The 19,236-nt window shown below is 72.2% G+C and carries 16 protein-coding genes; 10 read left to right on the top strand and 6 right to left on the bottom strand.

The genetic code is table 11. The annotated features are described in order from the left end of the window. Nucleotides 1–18: 18 nt before the first annotated feature. From tssC to AC1ROY_RS13135, 5 genes are all read right to left on the bottom strand, one after another. A complete protein-coding gene (gene tssC, locus AC1ROY_RS13155) occupies nt 19–1,509 on the bottom strand; it encodes a type VI secretion system contractile sheath large subunit (RefSeq protein ID WP_493149278.1) in 1,491 nt (496 codons plus the stop codon). Next, nucleotides 1,506–2,033, bottom strand: a complete 528-nt coding sequence (gene tssB, locus AC1ROY_RS13150; RefSeq protein ID WP_493149277.1) for a type VI secretion system contractile sheath small subunit — start codon at nt 2,031–2,033, stop codon at nt 1,506–1,508. Before tssB ends, tssC begins: the two co-directional genes overlap by 4 nt. Nucleotides 2,034–2,061: 28 nt before the next feature. Then, complete coding sequence (tssA, locus tag AC1ROY_RS13145) at nt 2,062–3,039, bottom strand: type VI secretion system protein TssA (protein ID WP_493149276.1); 978 nt, start codon at nt 3,037–3,039, stop codon at nt 2,062–2,064. A 196-nt stretch (nt 3,040–3,235) separates the two neighbouring features. Beyond that, nucleotides 3,236–3,457, bottom strand: coding sequence for a GMC oxidoreductase (locus AC1ROY_RS13140; RefSeq protein WP_493149465.1), 222 nt, complete (start codon nt 3,455–3,457; stop codon nt 3,236–3,238). Nucleotides 3,458–3,469: 12 nt separating this feature from the next. Then, on the bottom strand, nt 3,470–4,714 hold the full coding sequence (locus tag AC1ROY_RS13135) for a NupC/NupG family nucleoside CNT transporter (protein ID WP_493149275.1): 1,245 nt from the start codon (nt 4,712–4,714) through the stop codon (nt 3,470–3,472). 269 nt (nt 4,715–4,983) lie between these two features. Here AC1ROY_RS13135 and tssK point away from each other — a divergent pair, with 269 nt between their 5' ends. From tssK to AC1ROY_RS13085, 10 genes are all read left to right on the top strand, one after another. Next, nucleotides 4,984–6,327, top strand: coding sequence for a type VI secretion system baseplate subunit TssK (gene tssK, locus AC1ROY_RS13130; protein WP_493149274.1), 1,344 nt, complete (start codon nt 4,984–4,986; stop codon nt 6,325–6,327). After that, entirely contained in the window at nt 6,324–7,724 is a 1,401-nt protein-coding gene (gene tagH / locus AC1ROY_RS13125; protein ID WP_493149273.1) for a type VI secretion system-associated FHA domain protein TagH, read from the top strand. The genes tssK and tagH overlap by 4 nt, the downstream gene beginning before the upstream one ends. Next, on the top strand, nt 7,714–9,027 hold the full coding sequence (icmH, locus tag AC1ROY_RS13120; protein WP_493149272.1) for a type IVB secretion system protein IcmH/DotU: 1,314 nt from the start codon (nt 7,714–7,716) through the stop codon (nt 9,025–9,027). The genes tagH and icmH overlap by 11 nt, the downstream gene beginning before the upstream one ends. Nucleotides 9,028–9,041: 14 nt before the next feature. Next, nucleotides 9,042–12,581, top strand: a complete 3,540-nt coding sequence (tssM, locus tag AC1ROY_RS13115; RefSeq protein WP_493149271.1) for a type VI secretion system membrane subunit TssM — start codon at nt 9,042–9,044, stop codon at nt 12,579–12,581. Further along, on the top strand, nt 12,563–13,315 hold the full coding sequence (gene tagF, locus AC1ROY_RS13110) for a type VI secretion system-associated protein TagF (RefSeq protein WP_493149270.1): 753 nt from the start codon (nt 12,563–12,565) through the stop codon (nt 13,313–13,315). Before tssM ends, tagF begins: the two co-directional genes overlap by 19 nt. Before the next feature lie 37 nt (nt 13,316–13,352). Next, the gene (locus tag AC1ROY_RS13105; protein ID WP_493149269.1) at nt 13,353–15,107 is read left to right on the top strand and encodes a hypothetical protein; all 1,755 of its coding nucleotides are present in this window, start codon (nt 13,353–13,355) and stop codon (nt 15,105–15,107) included. Beyond that, nucleotides 15,104–16,111, top strand: a complete 1,008-nt coding sequence (locus AC1ROY_RS13100) for a peptidoglycan-binding domain-containing protein (RefSeq protein ID WP_493149268.1) — start codon at nt 15,104–15,106, stop codon at nt 16,109–16,111. The genes AC1ROY_RS13105 and AC1ROY_RS13100 overlap by 4 nt, the downstream gene beginning before the upstream one ends. Before the next feature lie 5 nt (nt 16,112–16,116). Next, nucleotides 16,117–16,989, top strand: a complete 873-nt coding sequence (locus AC1ROY_RS13095) for a c-type heme family protein (RefSeq protein WP_493149267.1) — start codon at nt 16,117–16,119, stop codon at nt 16,987–16,989. 144 nt (nt 16,990–17,133) lie between these two features. Then, complete coding sequence (locus AC1ROY_RS13090; RefSeq protein ID WP_493149266.1) at nt 17,134–18,120, top strand: LysR family transcriptional regulator; 987 nt, start codon at nt 17,134–17,136, stop codon at nt 18,118–18,120. A 424-nt stretch (nt 18,121–18,544) separates the two neighbouring features. Further along, nucleotides 18,545–18,802, top strand: a complete 258-nt coding sequence (locus tag AC1ROY_RS13085) for a DUF1127 domain-containing protein (protein WP_493149265.1) — start codon at nt 18,545–18,547, stop codon at nt 18,800–18,802. Nucleotides 18,803–18,917: 115 nt separating this feature from the next. Here the strand turns inward: AC1ROY_RS13085 and AC1ROY_RS13080 are convergent, their stop codons facing one another. Then, entirely contained in the window at nt 18,918–19,148 is a 231-nt protein-coding gene (locus tag AC1ROY_RS13080) for a hypothetical protein (protein WP_493149264.1), read from the bottom strand. Between the last annotated feature and the right edge of the window lie 88 nt (nt 19,149–19,236).

The raw sequence follows: 19,236 nt of genomic DNA, 5'->3' as shown, positions 1-19,236 counted from the left end.
AGGATGGCGGGGGATGCGTCAGATTTTCTGCGCGGAGGGAAGGCGCGAGACCAGGCGAAGGGAGATCGACAGCCCCTCCAGCTGGTAGTGCGGGCGCAGGAAGAACTTGGCGGCGTAGTAGCCGGGGTTGTCGGGGATCTCCTCGACCGTCACCTGTCCCGCGACCAGCGGCTTCTCGGCCTTGCTCTCCTCGCTGCCGAGCTCGGGCGAGGGGTGGATGTAGTTCTGGATCCACAGGTTCAGCCAGGACTCGACGTCGCTCCGTTCCTTGAAGCTGCCGATCTTGTCGCGCACCATGCACTTCAGGTAATGCGCGAAACGGCAGATCGCGAAGATGTAGGGCAGCCGCGCGCTCAGCTCGGCATTCTTCGTCGCCTCGTCGTCGTTGTACTTCGTCGGCTTGTTGACCGTCTGCGCGCCGATGAAGACGCCGACATCCGTGTTCTTCCGGTGCAGCAGCGGCAGCAGGCCGTTCTTCGAGAGCTCCGCCTCGCGCCGGTCGCTGATGCCGATCTCGGTCGGGCACTTCATGTCCACGCCGCCGTCGTCGGTCGGGAAGGTGTGGACCGGCAGCCCCTCCACGAGCCCGCCGGATTCCACGCCGCGGATCCGCGACATCCAGCCGTAGAGCTTGAAGGAGCGCGTGACGTTCACGCCCATCGCATAGGCCGCGTTGGTCCAGAGGTAGCGGCCGCTGTCGGTGCCGTCGGCCTCCTCCTCGAAGGCGAAGGCGTCGACGGGATTGGTGCGCGCGCCATAGGGCAGACGGCCCAGCGTGCGCGGCATGGTGAGCGCCACGTAGCGCGAGTTCTCGCTCTCGCGGAAGGAACGCCAGGCCGCATGCTCGGGCGTGGTCAGGATCTTCGTGATGTCGCGGGGATTGGCGAGCTCCTGCCAGCTGTCCATCTGCAGCAGCTGCGGCGCGGCGGCGGCGATGAAGGGCGCGTGGCTGGCGGCGGCGATCTGGGCGATCCCCGCCAGCAATTCCACATCGGGCGGCGAGTGGTCGAAATGGTAGTCGCCGATGAGGCAGCCATAGGGCTCGCCGCCGATCTGGCCGTACTCCTCCTCGTAGATCTTCTTGAAGAGCGGGCTCTGGTCCCAGGCCACGCCCTTGTACTTCCGCAGCTCGCGCGAGAGCTCTTTCTTCGAGACCGGCATGACGCGGATCTTCAGCATCTCGTCGGTCTCGGTGTTCGTCACGAGATGATGCAGGCCGCGCCAGGCGGATTCGACAGCTTGGAAATCCTCGTGATGCAGGATCTCGTTCACCTGAGCCGTCATCTTCCGGTCGATCGCCGCGACGATGGACTGGATGGTCGCGATGACGTCGTCGCCGATCACCACAGCGCTCGCGACGGCCTGCTCGGCCAGCGTGCGGACCGCGCGCTCGACGGAATCGCGTGCCTGGTCGGAGCGCGGGCGGAACTCGCGCTGCAGCAGGCTGGAGAAGTCGTCGATGGTCTCCGCCGTCGCGAGCGCGCCGGAGGAGGTGACGGCCTGGCTCATGGCGTCGGCTCCTCCGCGGCGGTCTCGGGCGGCTTCGGCGCACTGCCGAGGGCCGCGAGCAGCGCCGGATCCCGCAGGAGCTTCGCCATCAGCTCCTCCGCCCCGGTCTTGCCGTCCATGTAGGTGAGGAGGTTGGTCAGCTGCGTCCGCGCCTCCAGCATCTCCTTCAACCCGTCGACCTTGCGCGCGACGGCGGCGGGCGAGAAATCCTCCATGCTCTCGAAGGTCAGGTCGACGGCGAGCTGGCCCTCGCCGGTGAGCCGGTTCGGCACGCGCAGCGCGACGCGGGGCTTCATGGAGCGCAGCCGCGCGTCGAAATTGTCCACGTCGATCTCCAGCATCTTGCGCTCGGCGACGGGCGGCGGCGGCTCCGCCGGCATGCCCGTGAGATCGGCCAGCACGCCCACGACGAAGGGTAGCTGCACCTTCTTCTCGGAGCCGTAGAGCTCGACGTCGTATTCGATCTGCACGCGCGGCGCGCGGTTGCGCGCGATGAATTTCTGGCTGCTGCCGGAACCTGACATGGGATCATCCTTCTCGGTCGTACATGGCTTACTCGCCGTCGCCGGCGGCGCCCGCGATGGCGCGGAACTGGGCGGCGCCGTCGGGCGCCAGGTCCATCAGCAGGGCGAGGAAATCCTTGGCGACGAGCCGCCGCGCGCGCACCAGCAGCGCCGGCACGGGGCTGCCCGGCTCGTTCGCGCGGTACCACTGGCAGATGCGGTCGAGACCGGCGATCACGTCGTTCCTGTCGCGGATCTGAGAGCTCGCGGGCGCCAGGGCAGGCGCGACCGCGAGCGGCGCTCCAACTGGCTCCGGCGCAGCGGCTGGGCGATACGGCTCGAGGATCTGCCGCACCTGTTGCAGCAGGCCAGCCAGGGGCTCGAAGCGGACCGCCTCGGTGGCGTCGACGCGCCGGCGCAGCGCCGCATCCAGCCCGGCCACGGCGGCGAGGCAGCCGTCCAACCCGTCCAGCGCCGTGCCCAGGGCCTCGCCGTCGCTGTCCTCAAAGGCGCGGGCGATCGTCCCGGCGTCGGGGCCAGCGGACTCGGCGCGCTGCGCCTCCACCCAGTCGCGGAAGGCGAATGTTCCGAAGATGCGCGAGCGGGCCAGCGGCAGCCGTCGGATCTCGGCCAGCAGCCCATCGGGGTCGCAGAGATTGGTCAGCGCGCTGATGCGCACGGTCTGGTCCGCGGCATCCTCCGTGTCGGGCCGGGGATGCACGCCCTCCCAATGCTGCTCGACATACTGCGCCAGGAGCGCAAGGCCATTCCGCAGGCTGGGAAAGCCGTCCAGCGCCAGGCCGGCCCGGGCCAGCAGCACGCCGATCCGCAGGTCCTTGCTGCGCCCGGCCAGCGCCAGGCCGAGCGTGCCCACCTCGTTCCAGTCAGGGCCGCCGGCGCCATCGGCGCCGCCGCCCTGCGCCGCGGCCTCGAGCGCGAGGAATTCCAGGTCGTAGTCGAGCGCCTCGCCGCAGGGATCGTCCCCTGCGATCGGCATCAGCAGCTGCGTCGTATCCAACTCGGTCATACCGCCTGTCTGGCTCTCGTCCCGGGTGTCTCGGTCACGGCCAGATTGACGGAAGTCGCTGCGTGCGGCGCATGCACGGTTGATATGCCGGCATCCGCCGCCGTGGCTTTGCGCGTAAGAGTCCGGTGCGCACGCCGCGCCCGTCAGGTCAGACGGGCCGAGCAGCACGGACGGAATCACGCTTCCGGACGGGCCCTCAGGCGCTCCGGGCACCTGAAGGCGCGGACGCGATCCTGCTCGCGGCCACCTCGGCGATCATCACCGTCCCGGCATGCGTGTTCGCCCTGGGAATCGTCGGCATGATGGATGCATCGGCGACCCGCAGCCCCGTCAATCCATGAACCTTCAGATCGGCATCGACCACGTGCTCCCTGGGCGCAGCTCGTCGCGCCGGATTCTCCGGCCTGGTCGGAAACAGCCGCGTCCCAGTTCAGGGCGGCGTCAGCAGGCCCACTACGGCGCCGGTCATGCAGCAGGCGATCAGCGCGGCCACCAGGGAGCGCGGGCCGAGCCGCACGATGTCCGCGCGCCGTTCCGGGCACATCGCGCTCATGCCCGCCACCATGATCCCGAGCGACCCGAAATTGGTGAAGCCGCAGAGCGCGTAGCTCAGGATCAGCCGCGTCCGTATGGCGAGATCGCCGCCATGCGCAGCGAGATCGAGGTAGGACACGAACTCGTTGACGACGAGCTTCACGCCGAGCGACCGCGCGACCGCCCCGGCCTCCTCCAGTCCCACGCCCATCGCCAGGGCGAGCGGCCGGAACACCCAACCCGCGATAGCCTGCAGCGAAAGCCCGGTCAGTGGCTCCAGCGCCTGGTTCACCAGCGCGACGAGCGCCACGAAGACGATCAGCGAGGCCATGATGCCGAGCAGCAGCCGCAGGCCGTCGGTGGTGCCGGCGACGATGGCCTCCATGGAGGAGGCATGCAGGCGCGGGGCCGCGCCCTCCTCCTCCGTCGGGGCCTCGCCGGCGCCGGGCGGCAGCATCAGCTGCCCGCACAGCACGGCCGCCGGCGCCGCGATGACGGAGGCGGTCAGCAGCTGCCCCGCCGCATCCGGCACGACCGGCGCGATCATCACGGCATAGACCACCAGCATGTTGCCGCTGATGGTGGCGAGCCCGGCGACCATGACGACGAGGAGTTCCGATTGCGAGAGCCGCCCGAGCCAGGGCCGGATCAGCAGTGGCGCCTCCACCGAACCTACGAAGACATTGGCGGCGACCGAGAAGGCGGCGGCGCCGCCGAGGCCGGTGCCGCGCCGCAGCCCGCCGGCGAGGAGGCGCACCAGGAAGGGCAGGATCCGCCAGTGATAGAGCAGCGCGGAGAGCGCGCCGACCACCAGCACCAGCGGCAGCGCCTGGAAGAACAGGACGAAGCTCGCGCCCGGCGCGGTCTCGGCGAAGGGCAGCGGGCCGCCGCCGAGATAGCCGAAGACCAGCGTGGTGCCGGCGGTCGTCGCGCGCTGTAGCGCCGACACCGCATCACCCGCCAGCGCGAAGCCGGCGCGCAGCAGCGGCACGTGCAGCAGCGCGGCGCCGGCCGCCACCTGCGCGCCCAGGCCCATGAGCACAAGGCGCCTGGAGACGCCGCGCCGGGCGCCTCCCAGGAGCCAGGCGAGCAGCGCGAGGACCAGCAGCCCGACGCCCGACTGGAGCTGCAGAAGGCTCACCGAAGGTGCTCCCGGCTGCGCTCCCCGTGATCGAGGTCGGGCCTCTCTTCGCATCCATACGCAGGTCCTCGCCGCCGAAGTCCGGACGACCTCACGGCGTCCCAGGGCGGCTTCGCACGGCCCTGCGGCACGGAGGCCATGCAGGGTTGATATGAAGGCATCCAGCCGAACCGGCATGGCGCGATAACAAAGCCGCATGAGCCCCGCCGGCGTGGATGCGACAAGACTGCGCGCCGCCCGATCTGAGGGCGCTTGCGGAGTGGCGTGGCATGTCGTGGGACAACAGGGTCGTCTGGTCGGAAGGGCTCTTCCTGCGCCCGCAGCACTTCCAGCAGAGCGACCGCTACGTCGAGAGGCTGTTGCAGCGCCGGGCCGCCGCGCTGCGCGGCTATGGCTGGGGCTTCACCGAGCTGCGGGTGAACCGCGAGCTGCTCGCGCTCGGCAAGGTCGCGATCGAGCGCGCGACCGGCGTGCTCGAGGACGGCACGCCCTTCAGCATTCCCGACGACGCCGATCCGCCCACGCCGCTCTCGGTGCCGGAGCAGCTGCGCAACGGCCTGATCCACCTGGCGCTGCCGCTGTACCAGCCGGGCACGACCGACATCGCTCCTCGCCGTTCGAACGAGGTGCCGGCGCGCCATGCCGTCGCGGAGCAGCTCCTGATCGACACGCATTCCGACGACCGCGAGGGCATCGCCATCGAGGTCGCGCGACTCAACTTCTCCCTCGTCACGGAAGGCGCGGACCGCTCCGGCTTCACCTGCCTGCCGGTCGCGCGCGTCGTGGAGATGCGCACGGACCGGCAGGTCGTGCTGGAGGAGACGCATATCCCGCCGATGCTGGACTGCGCCGCCTGCCGCGTGCTGACCAGCCACATCACCGAGATCACCGGCCTGCTGCGGCATCGCGCGGAGGCGCTGGCGGCGCGGGTGACGCAATCCGGCACGCGCGGCGTGGCCGAGATCGCCGACTTCCTCCTGCTGCAGTCCATCAACCGCTATGAGCCGCAATTCGCGCATCTCGGCAGCACGGCGCTGGTGCATCCGGAGACGCTCTTCGCGCTGGCCGCGCAGCTCGCGGGCGAGCTGGCCACCTTCACCCGCGCCGACAAGCGCGCGACGCCCTTCAGCCCCTATCGGCACGAGGCCATCGCCGAGAGCTTCCAGCCGGTGATCCAGGCAATCCGCGCCTCGCTCAGCATGGTGCTGGAGCAGACGGCCGTCGCCGTGCCGCTGCGGCAGCACCGTTACGGCGTGCATGTCGCCGAGGTGCAGGACCGCACGCTCTTCGCCAGCGCCGATTTCGTCCTGGCCGTGCGGGCCGATGTGAAGGCGGAGCGCCTGCGCCGCGAATTCCCCGCGCAGATCAAGATCGGCCCGGCGGAGAAGCTGCGGGAGCTGGTGAACGTCGCGCTGCCCGGCATCAGCCTCACGGCGCTGCCGGTCGCGCCGCGGCAGATCCCCTTCCACGCCGGCGTGACCTATTTCGGCATCGACCGGCAGGGCCCGCTCTGGGAGGAGCTCCGCCATTCCGGCGGGCTCGCGATGCATGTCGCCGGCGACTTCCCCAATCTGGAGATGGCGCTCTGGGCCATCCGCGGCCAGACGCCGTGACGCTGGTCCTGCGCGTCGAGGGGGATGCGCTTCCTCCCACCGAGGATTTCGAGACGGCCGGCGATGCGCGCCTCGGCCGCGGGCCGGACAATGACCTCGTCCTGCCGGATGCGGGCAGGGCCATCTCGAAGCGGCATTGCGAGATCCTGCGGGGCGACGGCGGCTACGTCCTCGTCGATCGCAGCCGCAACGGCACCTTCCTGAACAACAGCGGCGAGCGCTCGCCGCCGGATGCGCCCGTTCGCATCGGGGAGGGCGATGTCCTCCGCATCGGCCCGCTCCGCATCACGGTGGTCGCGGCGTGGGTCGCCGATGAGAGCACGCTGTCCGCCGCGGCGCCCCCGGACGGCGAAGATTCGGTTCCCGGCTGGGACGCGCCGCCCCGGCCGGCGCCGGCTCCTTCGCACCGGGAGGAGGCGCTTCCCGGCTGGGACGCGCCACCGCAGCCGAGGCCGGCCTCCGTCGAGGAGCTGTCCGCCTGGAACGATCGCGCCGACCACCCCCTCGCGCCGGAGGGCAATCCCTTCGCGGATTGGGACGACGTCGCGCCCCCTCGTCCCGGTCGGTCCGTGCTGGAGGATTTCGAGGAACCGCCACCCGTCCTCGGCCCGCGCCCGGCGGCCTTCCCGGACCACGTGCCCGCGACCTCGGTGGTCTTCGTCCAGCCTCGCCTGACGGGCGAAGCGATCCCGGACGACTGGGACCTCGCGGCCGAGCTTCAGTCACCGCCCGTGGCGCCCCCCGCGATGGCGCCTCGCCCGATCGAGGCTCCGGAGCCGGTCGGGGCGCCTCTCCCGGTCCAGGAACGGCACGGCCCGGTCGCTGCCTTCCTCGAGGCCTCCGGCCTGCCGGTGGAGCTCGCGGCATCGCCGGAGCTGGAGGGAATGATGGCGCTCGCCGGCGCCATGCTGGCCCGCGCCGTGACGGAGCTGCACAGCCTGCTTTCCGTGCGGCAGCTGGCGAAGCAGGAGTTCGGCGTCGAGCGCACCATGGTGGGGCGCACGGACAACAACCCGCTGAAATTCGTCGGTGACCCGCGCGTCGCGCTGCAGCTGCTGCTCGCGCCCGGGACGCCGGGCCTGCTGGCCGGCGACGCCGCCATCGGCCAGGCCTTCGGCGACGTGAAGGCGCATCAGCTCTCGATGCTGGCCGGCCTGCAGGCGGCGCTCGCCAGCGTCTGCGAGCAGCTCGCGCCGCCGGCCGTCGCGGCCCTGGCGGAGCCCTCGCCCTGGCAGCGCTTCTGGCCCCATGCCGAGGCGACCGCCCGATGGGCCGCCTACCAGCGCCTCTTCGAGGACGTCGTGGCCCGGCTGGACACCGACATGGTCGAGCTGCTCGGCGCGGATTTCGTCCGCGCCTATCGCGGCGGCGCGCAGGGAGCCTCCGATGTCGGGTGACGACACCATAGCGACCCCCTGGGCCACCCCTGGCGCAGCGGGCTGGCTCAATCCCGGCGGGAGGCTGCCGGCCCCCTCCGCGCCGGCCGCCGCGGACGAGGCCGCCGCGGTCTTCTGGGATGCGCACACGACGAACCGGCTCGGCCCCCTCGTGCTCGCGGCGGGGCCGCTGCTGATGCTCGGCGCGCGGCTGAAGCGCAGCCTCGCGCATGACGACGTGGCGGGGCTGCGCGAGCGCGTGCTGCGCGAGATCGAGGCCTTCGAGAAGCGCATCGTGCCGCTCGGGCTGGCGCCGCGCTCGGTGCGCGCCGCGCGTTACGCGCTCTGCGCGACCATCGACGACATCGTCCTGAACACGCCCTGGGGCAGCCGCAGCCTGTGGGCCCGCAGCAGCATGGTCGGCTCGCTCTTCAGCGAGACCTGGAGCGGCGACCGCTTCTTCGACCTGCTGGCCCAGCTCAAGCGCGATCCCGCCGTTCATGTCGACCTGCTGGAGCTGCTGTACTACTGCCTCAGCCTCGGCTTCGAGGGCCGGCTGCGGCTGGACCCGCGCGGCCCGGCCGCGCTCTCGGCGCTGCGCGAGGACCTGCACCGGCTGATCCGCGCCGCGCGCGGCGGCTTCGAGCGGGACCTGTCGCCGCACTGGCGCGGGGCCGCCGTCGAGCGCCGCCTGCACGGCGCCGTCCCTGCCTGGCTCGTCGGCCTAGGCGCGCTCGCCGTCCTGGCGCTCGTCTACAGCGTCTTCCTCTTCACGCTGAACGCCCGCTCCGACGCCGTCTTCGCCGCGCTGAGCCAGCTGCCGCCGCGCAATGCGATCAGCCTGGCGCGCGTCGCCCCGCCGCCCCCGCCGCCGGTCATCGCCGCGCCGGCGAGCGAGGAGATCCAGCGCTTCCTGGAGCCCGAGATCCGCGCCGGCCTCGTGACCGTCACCGAGACCATGCAAGCGATCTCCGTCACCATCCGCGGCGCCGGGATCTACGCCTCGGGCAGCGCACAGGTGGAGGGTGCCTTCGAGCCGCTCTTCCAGCGCATCGGCCAGGCGCTGAACGGCCAGCCCGGCGGCGTGCTCATCCTCGGCCACACGGATTCCGTGCCGATCCGCAGCGTCGCCTTCCCGTCCAACTTCCACCTCTCGCAGGCCCGCGCGGAATCGGCGGCGCGGATCATCGCCGCGCGCATGCGCGAGCCCGATCGCCTGCGCACCCAGGGCCTCGGCGACACCGCGCCCGTCGCGCCCAACGACACGGAAGAGGGACGGCGGCGGAACCGGCGGATCGAGATCGTCATCAGCAGGCCGACCTGACCTTGAGAGCCCTCATGCATCTCCTCCGGCAAACCCTCGTTCCGCGCCTTGCCTATGTCCTGCTGGGCATGGCCCTGCTGACGGTGCTGATCTTCACCTGGGGGCCCGCGATCACGATCGGCGAGCTGGCGCCCCTCTCAGGCCTCGGCGCCCAGATCGGCGCATCGCTGCTCCTGCCGATGGGGATGGCCGCCTGGTATCTGGCGCAGCAGCGGATCCGCAGCGCCGTGCAGGACCGGCTGAGCGAGGCGCTCGGCAGCGAGGGCCGCGCCGAGGCGGCCAGGCCGCAACGCACCGGGGAGGACCCCGCGGCCGCGCAGGAGATCCGCACCGTCGCCGCGCGCTTCCAGGAGGCGCTGGGCACGCTGAAGAAGCGCCGCTTCGCCGGCGCGGACGGCCGCCGCTGGCTCTACCAGCTCCCCTGGTACGTGGTGATCGGGCCGCCGGGCTCGGGCAAGACCACGGCGATCACGAATTCCGGCCTGACCTTCCCGCTCGCGGAGAAGTTCGGGAAGGCAGCGCTCGCGGGCATCGGCGGCACGCGCAACTGCGACTGGTGGTTCACGGACAGCGCCGTGCTGATCGACACCGCCGGCCGCTACGTGACGCAGGACAGCGCCGCCGAGCGCGACGGCGCGGCCTGGCTCGGCTTCCTGCGGCTGCTGCGCCGCTACCGCCGCCGCCAGCCGCTGAACGGCGTGATCGTCGCGATCGGCATCGGCGAGCTCACCGCGGCGAGCGAGGCCCTGCGGCAGGAGCATGCGGCCCGCATCCGCCAGCGCGTGCAGGAGCTCTATCGCGAGCTGCAGCTCCGGCTGCCGGTCTATGTCCTGTTCACCAAATCCGACCTGATCGCCGGCTTCGTCGAGTTCTTCGACGACCTCGGGCAGGAGGGGCGCCATGCGGTCTGGGGCATCACCTTCCCGCACCGGCAGCTGGAGCCGGAGGGCAGCCCCCTTCCCGCCTATGAGGCAGAGTTCGACGCGCTGGTGGGCCGGCTGGACGAGCGGCTGATCGAGCGCGTCCAGCGCGAGGGCGACATCGAGCGCCGCGCACTGATGTTCGGCTTCCCCCAGCAGGTCGCGAGCCTCAAGGGCCTCACCCAGGAGTTCCTCCAGGACGCCTTCAGCCCGAACAGCTTCGAGGAGCCGGTGCTGCTGCGCGGCGTCTATTTCGTCAGCGGCACGCAGGTCGGCACGCCGCTCGACCGGCTGACCGAGGCCCTCGCGCGGAGCTTCGCCATGCCGAAGCCGGCCATGGCGGCCTTCAGCGGCCGGCAGCGCAGCTACTTCCTGCGGCAGCTGCTGCACGAGGTGATCTTCCCCGAGGCGGGGCTGGTGGAGCAGCAGCCGGCCTCGACCCGGCGCCGGGCGCGTCTGCGGCTCGCGCTCTATCTCGGCACGGGGCTGGCGGTCGGCGGCGCCTGCGGGCTCTGGACCCTCGGCTTCGCGCGCAACGCCCGGCTCATCGACGCCGTGCGCGCGGAGGCCGCGACCTTCACGGCCCAGGCGGAGTCCCTGGCGCTGGACCGGGTGGAGAGCGCGGAGCTGCCGCCCGTGCTGCCCCTGCTCGACCGCCTGCGCGACCTCAGCGCAAGGCTGCGGCAGGAGGGCGGGCTGACCTCCGGCCTCGACCAGAACCGAAAACTCGCGGGACAGGCGGAGGCGGCCTATCGCCGTGCCCTGAACGGCATCCTGCTGCCGCGGCTGATCCTGCGGCTGGAGACCCTGCTCGCCGCGCGGCAGGACGACCCATCCTTCCTGTACGAGGCCTTCAAGGTCTACCTCATGCTGGGCCAGCAGGGGCCGCTCCAGCGCCAGGCGGTGCGGTCCTGGATGCTGCTCGACTGGAGCGCGGCCTTTCCGTCGGAGGAGCAGGCCGCACTGCGTGCCGCGCTCGCCGCCCATCTGGACGCGCTGCTGGATGCGCCGCTGGCGGGCATCGGCCTCAACGGCCCACTGATCGAGCAGGTGCGCGGGGCGCTGCAGCGGGTCTCGCTGCCGCGGCTCGTGCTCAACACGATCCTGGCGAGCCCGGAGGCGGGGCGGCTGCCGGCCTGGCGCGTGTCGGACGTCGCAGGACCCGCGGCGCAGGACGTGCTGCGCCGCCGCTCCGGCCAGCCGCTGGCCGCCGGCATCCCCGGCATCTTCACCAGCGCCGGCTTCCACGGGACCTTCCTGCGGCAGCTCCCCGCTGTGGCCGAGGCGCAGGCCGAAGACCGCTGGGTGCTGGCCGCGCCGGAGCCGGCGGACACCGCACGCAACGCGGCGCCGCGCCTGCAGCGCGAGGCGACCGAGCTCTACCTCCAGGAATTCACCCTGCAATGGGACCGGCTGATCGGCGACCTCGCCGTCGCGCCGATCCGCAACGTGGCCGATGCCCTGCGCGTGTTGAACGTGCTGGCCGGGCCCTCCTCGCCCATCCGGCTGATCCTGGTCGCAGCGGTCCGCGAGACGGCGCTGGACCAGCCGCCCGCCCCTCCGGCCGAGGGCGCCGCCGCCCCGGCCCGGCTGGAGGCGCTGTTCCGCGCGCAGCGCGCGGCGGACACCCCGGCTTCCGTCGCCGGCCGCTACGCCGCCGAGCATTTCCGGCCGCTGCGGCAGCTCGTGGAGGTGCCGCCGAACAGCCAGGCCGGCGCGCAGGCGCCGATCGACGACGTCATCCGCGACCTCGACCAGCTCTACCGCTCGCTGAGCGAGCTGCAGGGCGCGCCGGCGGATCCCGCGCGGCAGGGCGGCCAGGCCGCCGCGGCGATGGCGCAGATCGAGCGCCGGGCGGCCAGCCTGCCGGTGCCGATCAACCAGTGGATCCTGGGCGTCAGCCGCACCAGCTCGGACCTGTCGATCACCGGCGCCCGACAGCGGCTGGACGAACTCTGGCGCAGCGGGCCGGGCCAGCTCTGCCAGCGCGCGACGGAAGGCCGCTTCCCCTTCGCCGCCTCGGCGAGCGAGGTGCCGCTGGCCGAGTTCGGCCGGCTCTTCACCCGGAGCGGGGCCATCGACGGCTTCTTCGCCGCGAACCTCGCCGCCCTGGTCGACACCTCGCGCAGCCCGTGGCGCAACCGCGGCGGCGCGACCGAGTTCCGGCTCTCGCCGCAGGCCCTGGCGCAGTTCGAGCGAGCGGCCAGCATTCGCGACGCGCTCTTCCAGGATGGCGGCGGCCGGCCCTCCCTGGGCTTCTCGATGACCCTGGTGGAGTTGGGCCCCGCCGCGACCTCCGTGGCCTTCGAGCTCGACGGAAGGCGGCTGGCCTGGCCGCGGGGCGACGGCGAGGCGAAGCGCCTGCGCTGGCCCGGACCCGAAGGCACCGGCGCGGCCTCCATCACCTTCACCGGGGCGGACGGCGCCACCACGACGGTGCTCGCCCAGCGCGGCAGCTGGGCGCTGTTCCGCCTGCTGGCGGCGGCGGAGCTGCGCCCCCGCGGCGTTGAGGGCGCGGAGCTGCGCATCGCCGCCGGCCCGCATCTCGCCCGCTTCGCGCTGACGACCGAGAGCCTCGTGAACCCCTTCGCCGGCGGCCTCCTGGCCGAGTTCCGATGCCCGCCGACGCTCTGAGCGCCGGCATGGTGCCCGGCTATCACGGCAAGCTGCCGGCCCGCGCGGACTTCGTCGGCGAGGGCCTGCCGCAGCCCGTCGTCGCGGCCTGGGATTCCTGGCTGCAGGAGGCGCTGGCCGCCAGCCAGGCCGCGCTCGGCGACGATTGGCCGGCCAGCTACCGGACCGCGCCGCTGTGGCGTTTCGTGCTGCCGGGCCGGATCTGCGGGCCCTCGGCGCTGATCGGCGTGCTGATGCCGAGCGTGGATGCCGTTGGACGCTGCTTCCCGCTGACCATCGCCCAGCTCCTTGGGGGCAGCGCCGATCCCTTCGGATGGCTGACGGGCAGCACCCGCTGGTTCGCCGCGGCCGAGGCGCGGATCCTCGGCGCGCTCGACTCCGCCGCCGATCCCCTGGACCTTGGCACGCCCCTGCCCGCGCCGGGCCTCGCCGCCCGCGGCCGCCTCGGCCTGCCGCCGTTCGAGGGCGGCCAGGCGGGCATCTGGCTGCCGCTGCCCTCCGTCGCGGCGGCGGGGCCGGTGCTCGACGCGGCGCTCGCGGGACATGCGGCCGGCGGGGCCTGCGCGCTCTGGTGCACGACCGGCGCGCCCGGCCGGCCGCCGGGCATCGCCCTCACCCGCGGCCTCGTCCCGCCCGAGGGCTTCGCCGCGATGCTGGACGGCGACTGGCGCCGCCACGGCTGGTCCGCCGCCCTGGAGCCCGCCGCCGCGACCGACTGGGACCGCGAGGCCTGATGCGCCCGCAGCCCCCGAACGCCATGAGGAGAGCCGCATGAGACTGAAGCACGACAGGAGCGCCGCCATGAAGGCGCTGCAGCTGATCACCGGGACGGAGGCGAAGAAGGCCCCCGTGGCCTTCGCCTGCGCCAAGCTCCAATCGGACCCGCGCATCAGGCTGGTTGTCGTGAAGCCCGGCAGCTCGTTCGGCGCGCTGCCCGGCCTGCTGAAGGGCAATGAGTGGCTCGGCAAGCCCAAGGCCGCCGGCACCGACATGACGAAGATCACCCCGATCGGCAGCGGGACGCTGATGCTGGAGGACGGGATGCTGCGGATCGAGGCGAAGGCCGACGCGGCCGCCGTCTTCCGCGCGCTGCACGGCTACTTCCAGACCGGCTTCGGCCTGGCCCCGCCCTGGAAGCGTCCCGATGGCCTGGACAAGGAAGACACGGCGGAGGGCGAGGCCTTGCCGGAGGATTCGGATCCGGTGCCGCCCTACGAGCCCGAGGCACCGGCCGAGGGCGCCACGGCGCCGGAGGATCCGCCCCCGGACTATGAAGCCGCGGCGACGCCGGAAGCGGCGGAGCCGGTGCCGCCCGGCGGGCCGGAGGTGCTGCCGTCCTACGAGGCTGCCACGGCGACGGAGGTCCCACCGCCGACCGACCAGACCGCCGAGGCCGCAAGCGAGGCTGCGCCCGAGACCATTGCGACGCGGGAGGCTGCGGAGCCGGCGCCGCCCGGCGCGCCGGAGGACGGAGAGACGATCCTGCCCGCCGGCACCATCGCGAAGATCGGCGAGCAGGCGTCGCGCATCTCCGGGCATATCCTGCGGCTCGCGCAGCAGGTCGGGCAGACGGCGGCCAGCGCCGTCGGAGATCTGTCGGCCGAGCTGTCCGACTGGCTCCAGAAAGCCCTGGAGGCGACGCCGCCGGAGGAGCGCGAGACCCGGCTGTACAACATGTCGACGCGCCTGCTGCTCATGCTCTCCTACACCGGTGCGATCACGCAGGTGGTGGGCGGCGGCGCAACCAAGGACGCGGACCAGGGCGCCAAACGGAAGCGGCCCCCGCGCAGCGGCCGGAAGCAGGTCGCCCTCGACGAGGTCGGCGGCGCGCCGGTCCAGGCCGAGGAGATCGCCGACATCGTCCACCAGGACGCGCTGGCGGCGGCCGAGAGCCGGATCTTCCCCTTCGACCTCGCCGAGCGCCGCAAGGAGGCGATCCTGTCCTTCATCCGCACGCGATGGAACGCCGACCTGCAGGGCGAGGATATTCTCCAGCAGGCCGAAGCGCTGCGCCGGACCCTCGAGGGCACCCTCTCCAGCGACAAGGGCCTCGCCGCGGCGCTCGGGCTGCGCACGCCGCTCCCGCCGCGCCAGGCGCAGGACGCCTTCGTCTCGCGCGCGGCGGAGCGCTGGGCCGCCATGCATGCCGATGCCGCCGCCGAGCTCGAGGCCGTGAAGGAGGCGGCGGAGAAGGCCTTGCAGGCCCTGGACCCGAGCTGGAGCGTGGCGTCGCTCGGCGGATCCTGGGCGGATGCCGAGCAGGCCGTCGCCCAGACCTCCGCGGAGGCCTTCCGCGCCGGCGTCGCCAGGATCCAGGCCGCCGCCGAGGAGGCCAGGACGCAGGCGATCGGCACCGCCCGGGAGCTCGTGGCCTCGGGCCTCCGCGAGGTCGAGGCCAACCCGATCCTCGGGCTCCTGGACCAGACGCCCTTCGAGGGCATCTCCGGCCTGCGCCAGGCCCTGGCCGGCACGCTGGACGACATCGACGGCATGCTGGAGACCCTGGCGCAGGCGCCCAAGGCATGAGGCTCGCGCCCCTCACTCTGCTGGTGGGCGCCGTGCTGGCCGGCGCCTGGCTGGGCACCGCCGCGGCGGCCGAGCCCGCACGCCTGGCGCTGGTCCTGGGCAACGGGGCCTATGCCGGCAACCCCGCGCTGCCGGCCTGCCCCGCCGCGGCGCGCCGCCTCGGCCGGGAATTGGCCCGGCTGGGCTACGAGGTGACGGTGGGGCTCGACCTCAGCCACGGCCAGATGGCGGCGGCGAGCTTCGCCTTCTCCCGCGCCGTCGCCGCCGCGGCGCCGGGCGCGCAATCGGTCGTCTATTTCTGCGGCCACATGGCCGGCTATGCCCGGCGCGTCTTTCTGCTGCCGGTCTCGGCGCAGCTCCAGCTCCCGTCGGAGATGCTGACCCAGGGCCTCCTGGCCCGGTCCCTCGCCGAGGCGGCATTCCGGCCCGGCGGCCAGAGCCTCGTGCTGATCGACGCCCTGTCGCCCGTCCCCGGCACGTCCTGGATCGACGACCTCCGCGGTTCGACCGGGATGGGCGCGGCCATCGCGGCGCCGAGCCGTGCGGGCGAGAATGCGCCGGCCGCCCTGGCCGAGGCCCTGGCCGCCGCTTCGGCCCCGATCGACGGCTCGCCGTCGGGGCTTCTGGCCGCGCTGCGCGAGCGGCTCGGCGGGCGGGACGACCTGACCGTGGCCTGGCAGGCTATGGCCGAGCCCGCTGCGCCGCCGCCGGAGTCGGCGCCCGCGCCCTCCCCCGTGGCAGCTCCACCCCCGCCGGAGCCCGAGGCTGCGCCACCGACCCCACCTCCGACCCCACCGCCCTACGAGGAGCGCCTGCGCCCCGATCAGCGGCGCTTCGTGCAGACGGTGCTGAGCCGGCTCGGCTACTACGAAGGGCCGATCAACGGCGCCTTCAGCCCCGGCGTCCGCCGCGCCATCCGGCAGTACCAGCGGCAATCCGGGGAGGCTGAGACCGGCCAGCTCACGGAAGCGCAGGCCCGTCGCCTCCTCTTCACGATGCGCTAGACGCCATGGGACTCCGGACGAAATTCAACCTGGCCATGGGCCTCACCTTCCTGCTCGGCCTCCTGGCCGCCGGCATGCTGACGCACCAGTTCACCCGGCGGAACGCGATGGAGCAGCTGCTGGAGGAGGCCGCCATCATGGCCGGCCAAGCCCGCGCCGTCAGCGAGTACACCGCGCGCGAGATCGCGCCGCTGCTCGCGGAGCAGTCGCGCGTGCAGTTCCTGCCGCAATCCGTGCCCTTCTTCGCCGCGCACACGACCTTCGCGGCCCTGCAGAGGTCCTTTCCCGACTACAGCGTCCGCGTGCCGGCCCTGAACCCGACCAATCCGGCGAACCGGGCCAGCGACTGGCAGGCGGACATCATCGCGCTCTTCCGCGACGACCCGGCCCTGCAGGAGCATGTGGGACAGCGGCCCTCGCCGAACGGGCCGATCCTGTCGGTGTCGCGCCCGGTCCGCGTCGACGACCAGGCCTGCCTGCAATGCCATTCGACTCCGGATGCCGCGCCCGCCGCGATGGTGGCGCTCTATGGCGAGGGCAACGGCTTCGGCTGGCGCCTGGGCGAGACCGTCGGCGCGCAGATCGTCTCGGTGCCGATGCGCGTCGCCCTGGAGCGGGCGCAGCGGAGCTTCCGGCTGGTCATGGCCGGACTGGCCGCGGTGTTCCTGCTCATGACCGCGGTGCTCAACCTGCTGCTCCACGTGCTGATCCTGCGGCCTGCCCGCCGGATCGCGGCCGCGGCCAGGGCGGTCAGCCTCGGCGAGACGGACCTGCCGGAGCTGACGGTCGCGGGGCGGGACGAGATCTCCCTGCTCGCCGAATCCTTCAATCGGATGCGCCGAAGCTACCTGGGGGCGCTGCGGCTGCTGGAGTCGTGACTCCGCCCGCCAGTGGATTACGCTTACAGCGATAACGCAATTCTCCCGGACCGACATCGGCCGACAACATTCGGACGCCAGCTTGCCCGCCATCGCACAGGCGGCGCAGACGCGCCGCGTGCCCCACTGGCAGTGAGTTAGCAGATGTCGAGCACCATGTTCCGGACCGACGGCGGACCCGCTTCGCCCGACCGTCCCTCCCTCGTTGCGGCCGGCCACAGCGAGATCAACCTGGCGGGGGTCGACCTCAATCTCCTCGTGGCGCTCGACGCACTGCTCCGATACCGCAACGTGACCCATGCCGGCCACCAGATCGGCCTCAGCCAGCCGGCGATGAGCCGTGCCCTGGCGCGGCTGCGAGCCCTGTTCCACGACGACTTGCTGGTGCGCACCTCGAAAGGCCTGGTGCCGACCCGCCGCGCGGACCGGCTGGCCGAGGCCCTGCCGCCGCTCCTCCACCAGCTGCGCGACATGATCAGCGCCCGCCCCCTGCCGCCGCACGAGTGGCAGACCAAGGTCACGATCGCCATGCCGGACCACCAGGCGCTGGTGCTGCTGCCGCGCCTGATGCCGCGGCTGCGCGAAAGGGCGCCGCATCTCGAGCTCGTCGCCGACCCGTTCCTGGCCGGCGCGGTGAAGCGGCTGGAGCAGGGCGAGATCGACTTCGCCGTCGGACAGATCGGCGAGGCGCCGTCCGGCACCTATCTGCGGCGGCTCTATTCGGACCGCTTCGTCGGGCTGCTGCGCCGCGACCATCCGGCCCTGTCGGCCCCGGCGACGGCCGAATGCCTCGCCACCCTGCGTTGCGCCGTCGTCTTCCCCGGCGAGGATCACGGCCTGCGCCAGATCTACGACAGCCTGACGAAGCTCGAGCTGCCGGACCGCACGCCGGTCATGGTCCCGAACATGATGACGGCCTGCATGATGGTCGCCGAGGTCGACCTGATGCTGACCGTGCCCTATCGCGTGGCGCAGCGGGCGGCCGCCATGCTGCCGCTGGCGGTGGTGGAGCTGCCCTTCGAGCTGCCGGCCTATGAGGTATCGCTGATCTGGCACGAGCGCCGGCACCGCGATCCCGAGCACCGCTGGATGCGCGCGGAGATGACTACCGCCTCGCTCGCGGCCGTCTGACGGCGCGGGGCGTAGGCCCCGCCGCCCCCCGGAAGGCGGCACATCGCCGCCCCGGATGCCGCGGATCCGGCGACACGGCCTTTCCTTCCGGCATGGGTACATGACACGGCGGCATTCGCCCGCATCCAACACCGGCAAGTAAATTTCATGTGGGAGTTGTCAAGCTAGCGGCAGGGAAGGAAGAACCGGTGGATTTTCTAGCTTTCAAAACCGGGCACCGACGAATTGGCAGGCGAGCTTCAGACCCTGGCTCCCGACTCTCCATCTCGCTCATTCTTGTGGCGCCGCGTGACATTCTGAAGAATAAGCCGGCTGCATTACAGCAGTAACGCTTCTCCTGGCCCGATGTCATCGTCCGGCCGTCCTGCCCGGCCAGGATATTCCCGAAGGCTCCGCACAAGGCGCCTCATCAGGGAAAAGCCACATGCGAATCGAACACCGACGGTCGTTCCAGGCCATCGACGGCCTGTTGTCCTATCCCATCGTCCTGGGGCCGCCTCCGGCCTTAGGCCTGCGCGCGCACTGCGCCCGCCTGCTCGCGACCGTGGCGGCCCGCTGGCGGGACCGGCATGCCGCCGAGGAACTCGCGGCCCTCAGTGACCGCATGCTGGCCGATATCGGGCTCACGCGCGCGGACCTGCCGCTTCCCCCGCGCCGGCGTTGGTTCGACGACCTCCGCTAGGCTCCGGCCTCATCCGACCCGTCCGCTGAAGGATGGCGACGGGCGAATGGACAGAAGAGCCTGTCGCGTCCGATGCTGTTGAGCGGGCCCGCGCGCGGGCCCGCTGCCTCAGCTGTCACCCCACCACCGCGATGTTCGGGCGCACATCCTTCTTCAGGCGTCGGCCCAGCGTCCAGTTCGACGCCATGCGAATCTCCGGATTTGGAACGGTCCAGCAGGCGCCATCCGCGTCGAGAAATACCACCCACATGAGATGCGCTTCTGGACCGTAGTCGAGAACGAAATGTGCCAGGCCCGGTCCCCTCGGAGTGGTCATGGGAAGCGGAGGATTCAGCTGTTGCAGCATATGATGATGATCTCCGGGGAGGCGCCGTGCCGTGTCGCAGGTATCTCGTTCGGACCAACTGATGGCAGGAGGTAGCAGTTTCCAAGTT

The sequence above is a fragment of the Roseococcus sp. GW821-FHT12F05 genome, assembly GCF_058806835.1.
Note: the sequence above shows the minus strand (reverse complement) of the source record. Positions and strands in the feature narration are given on the sequence as shown.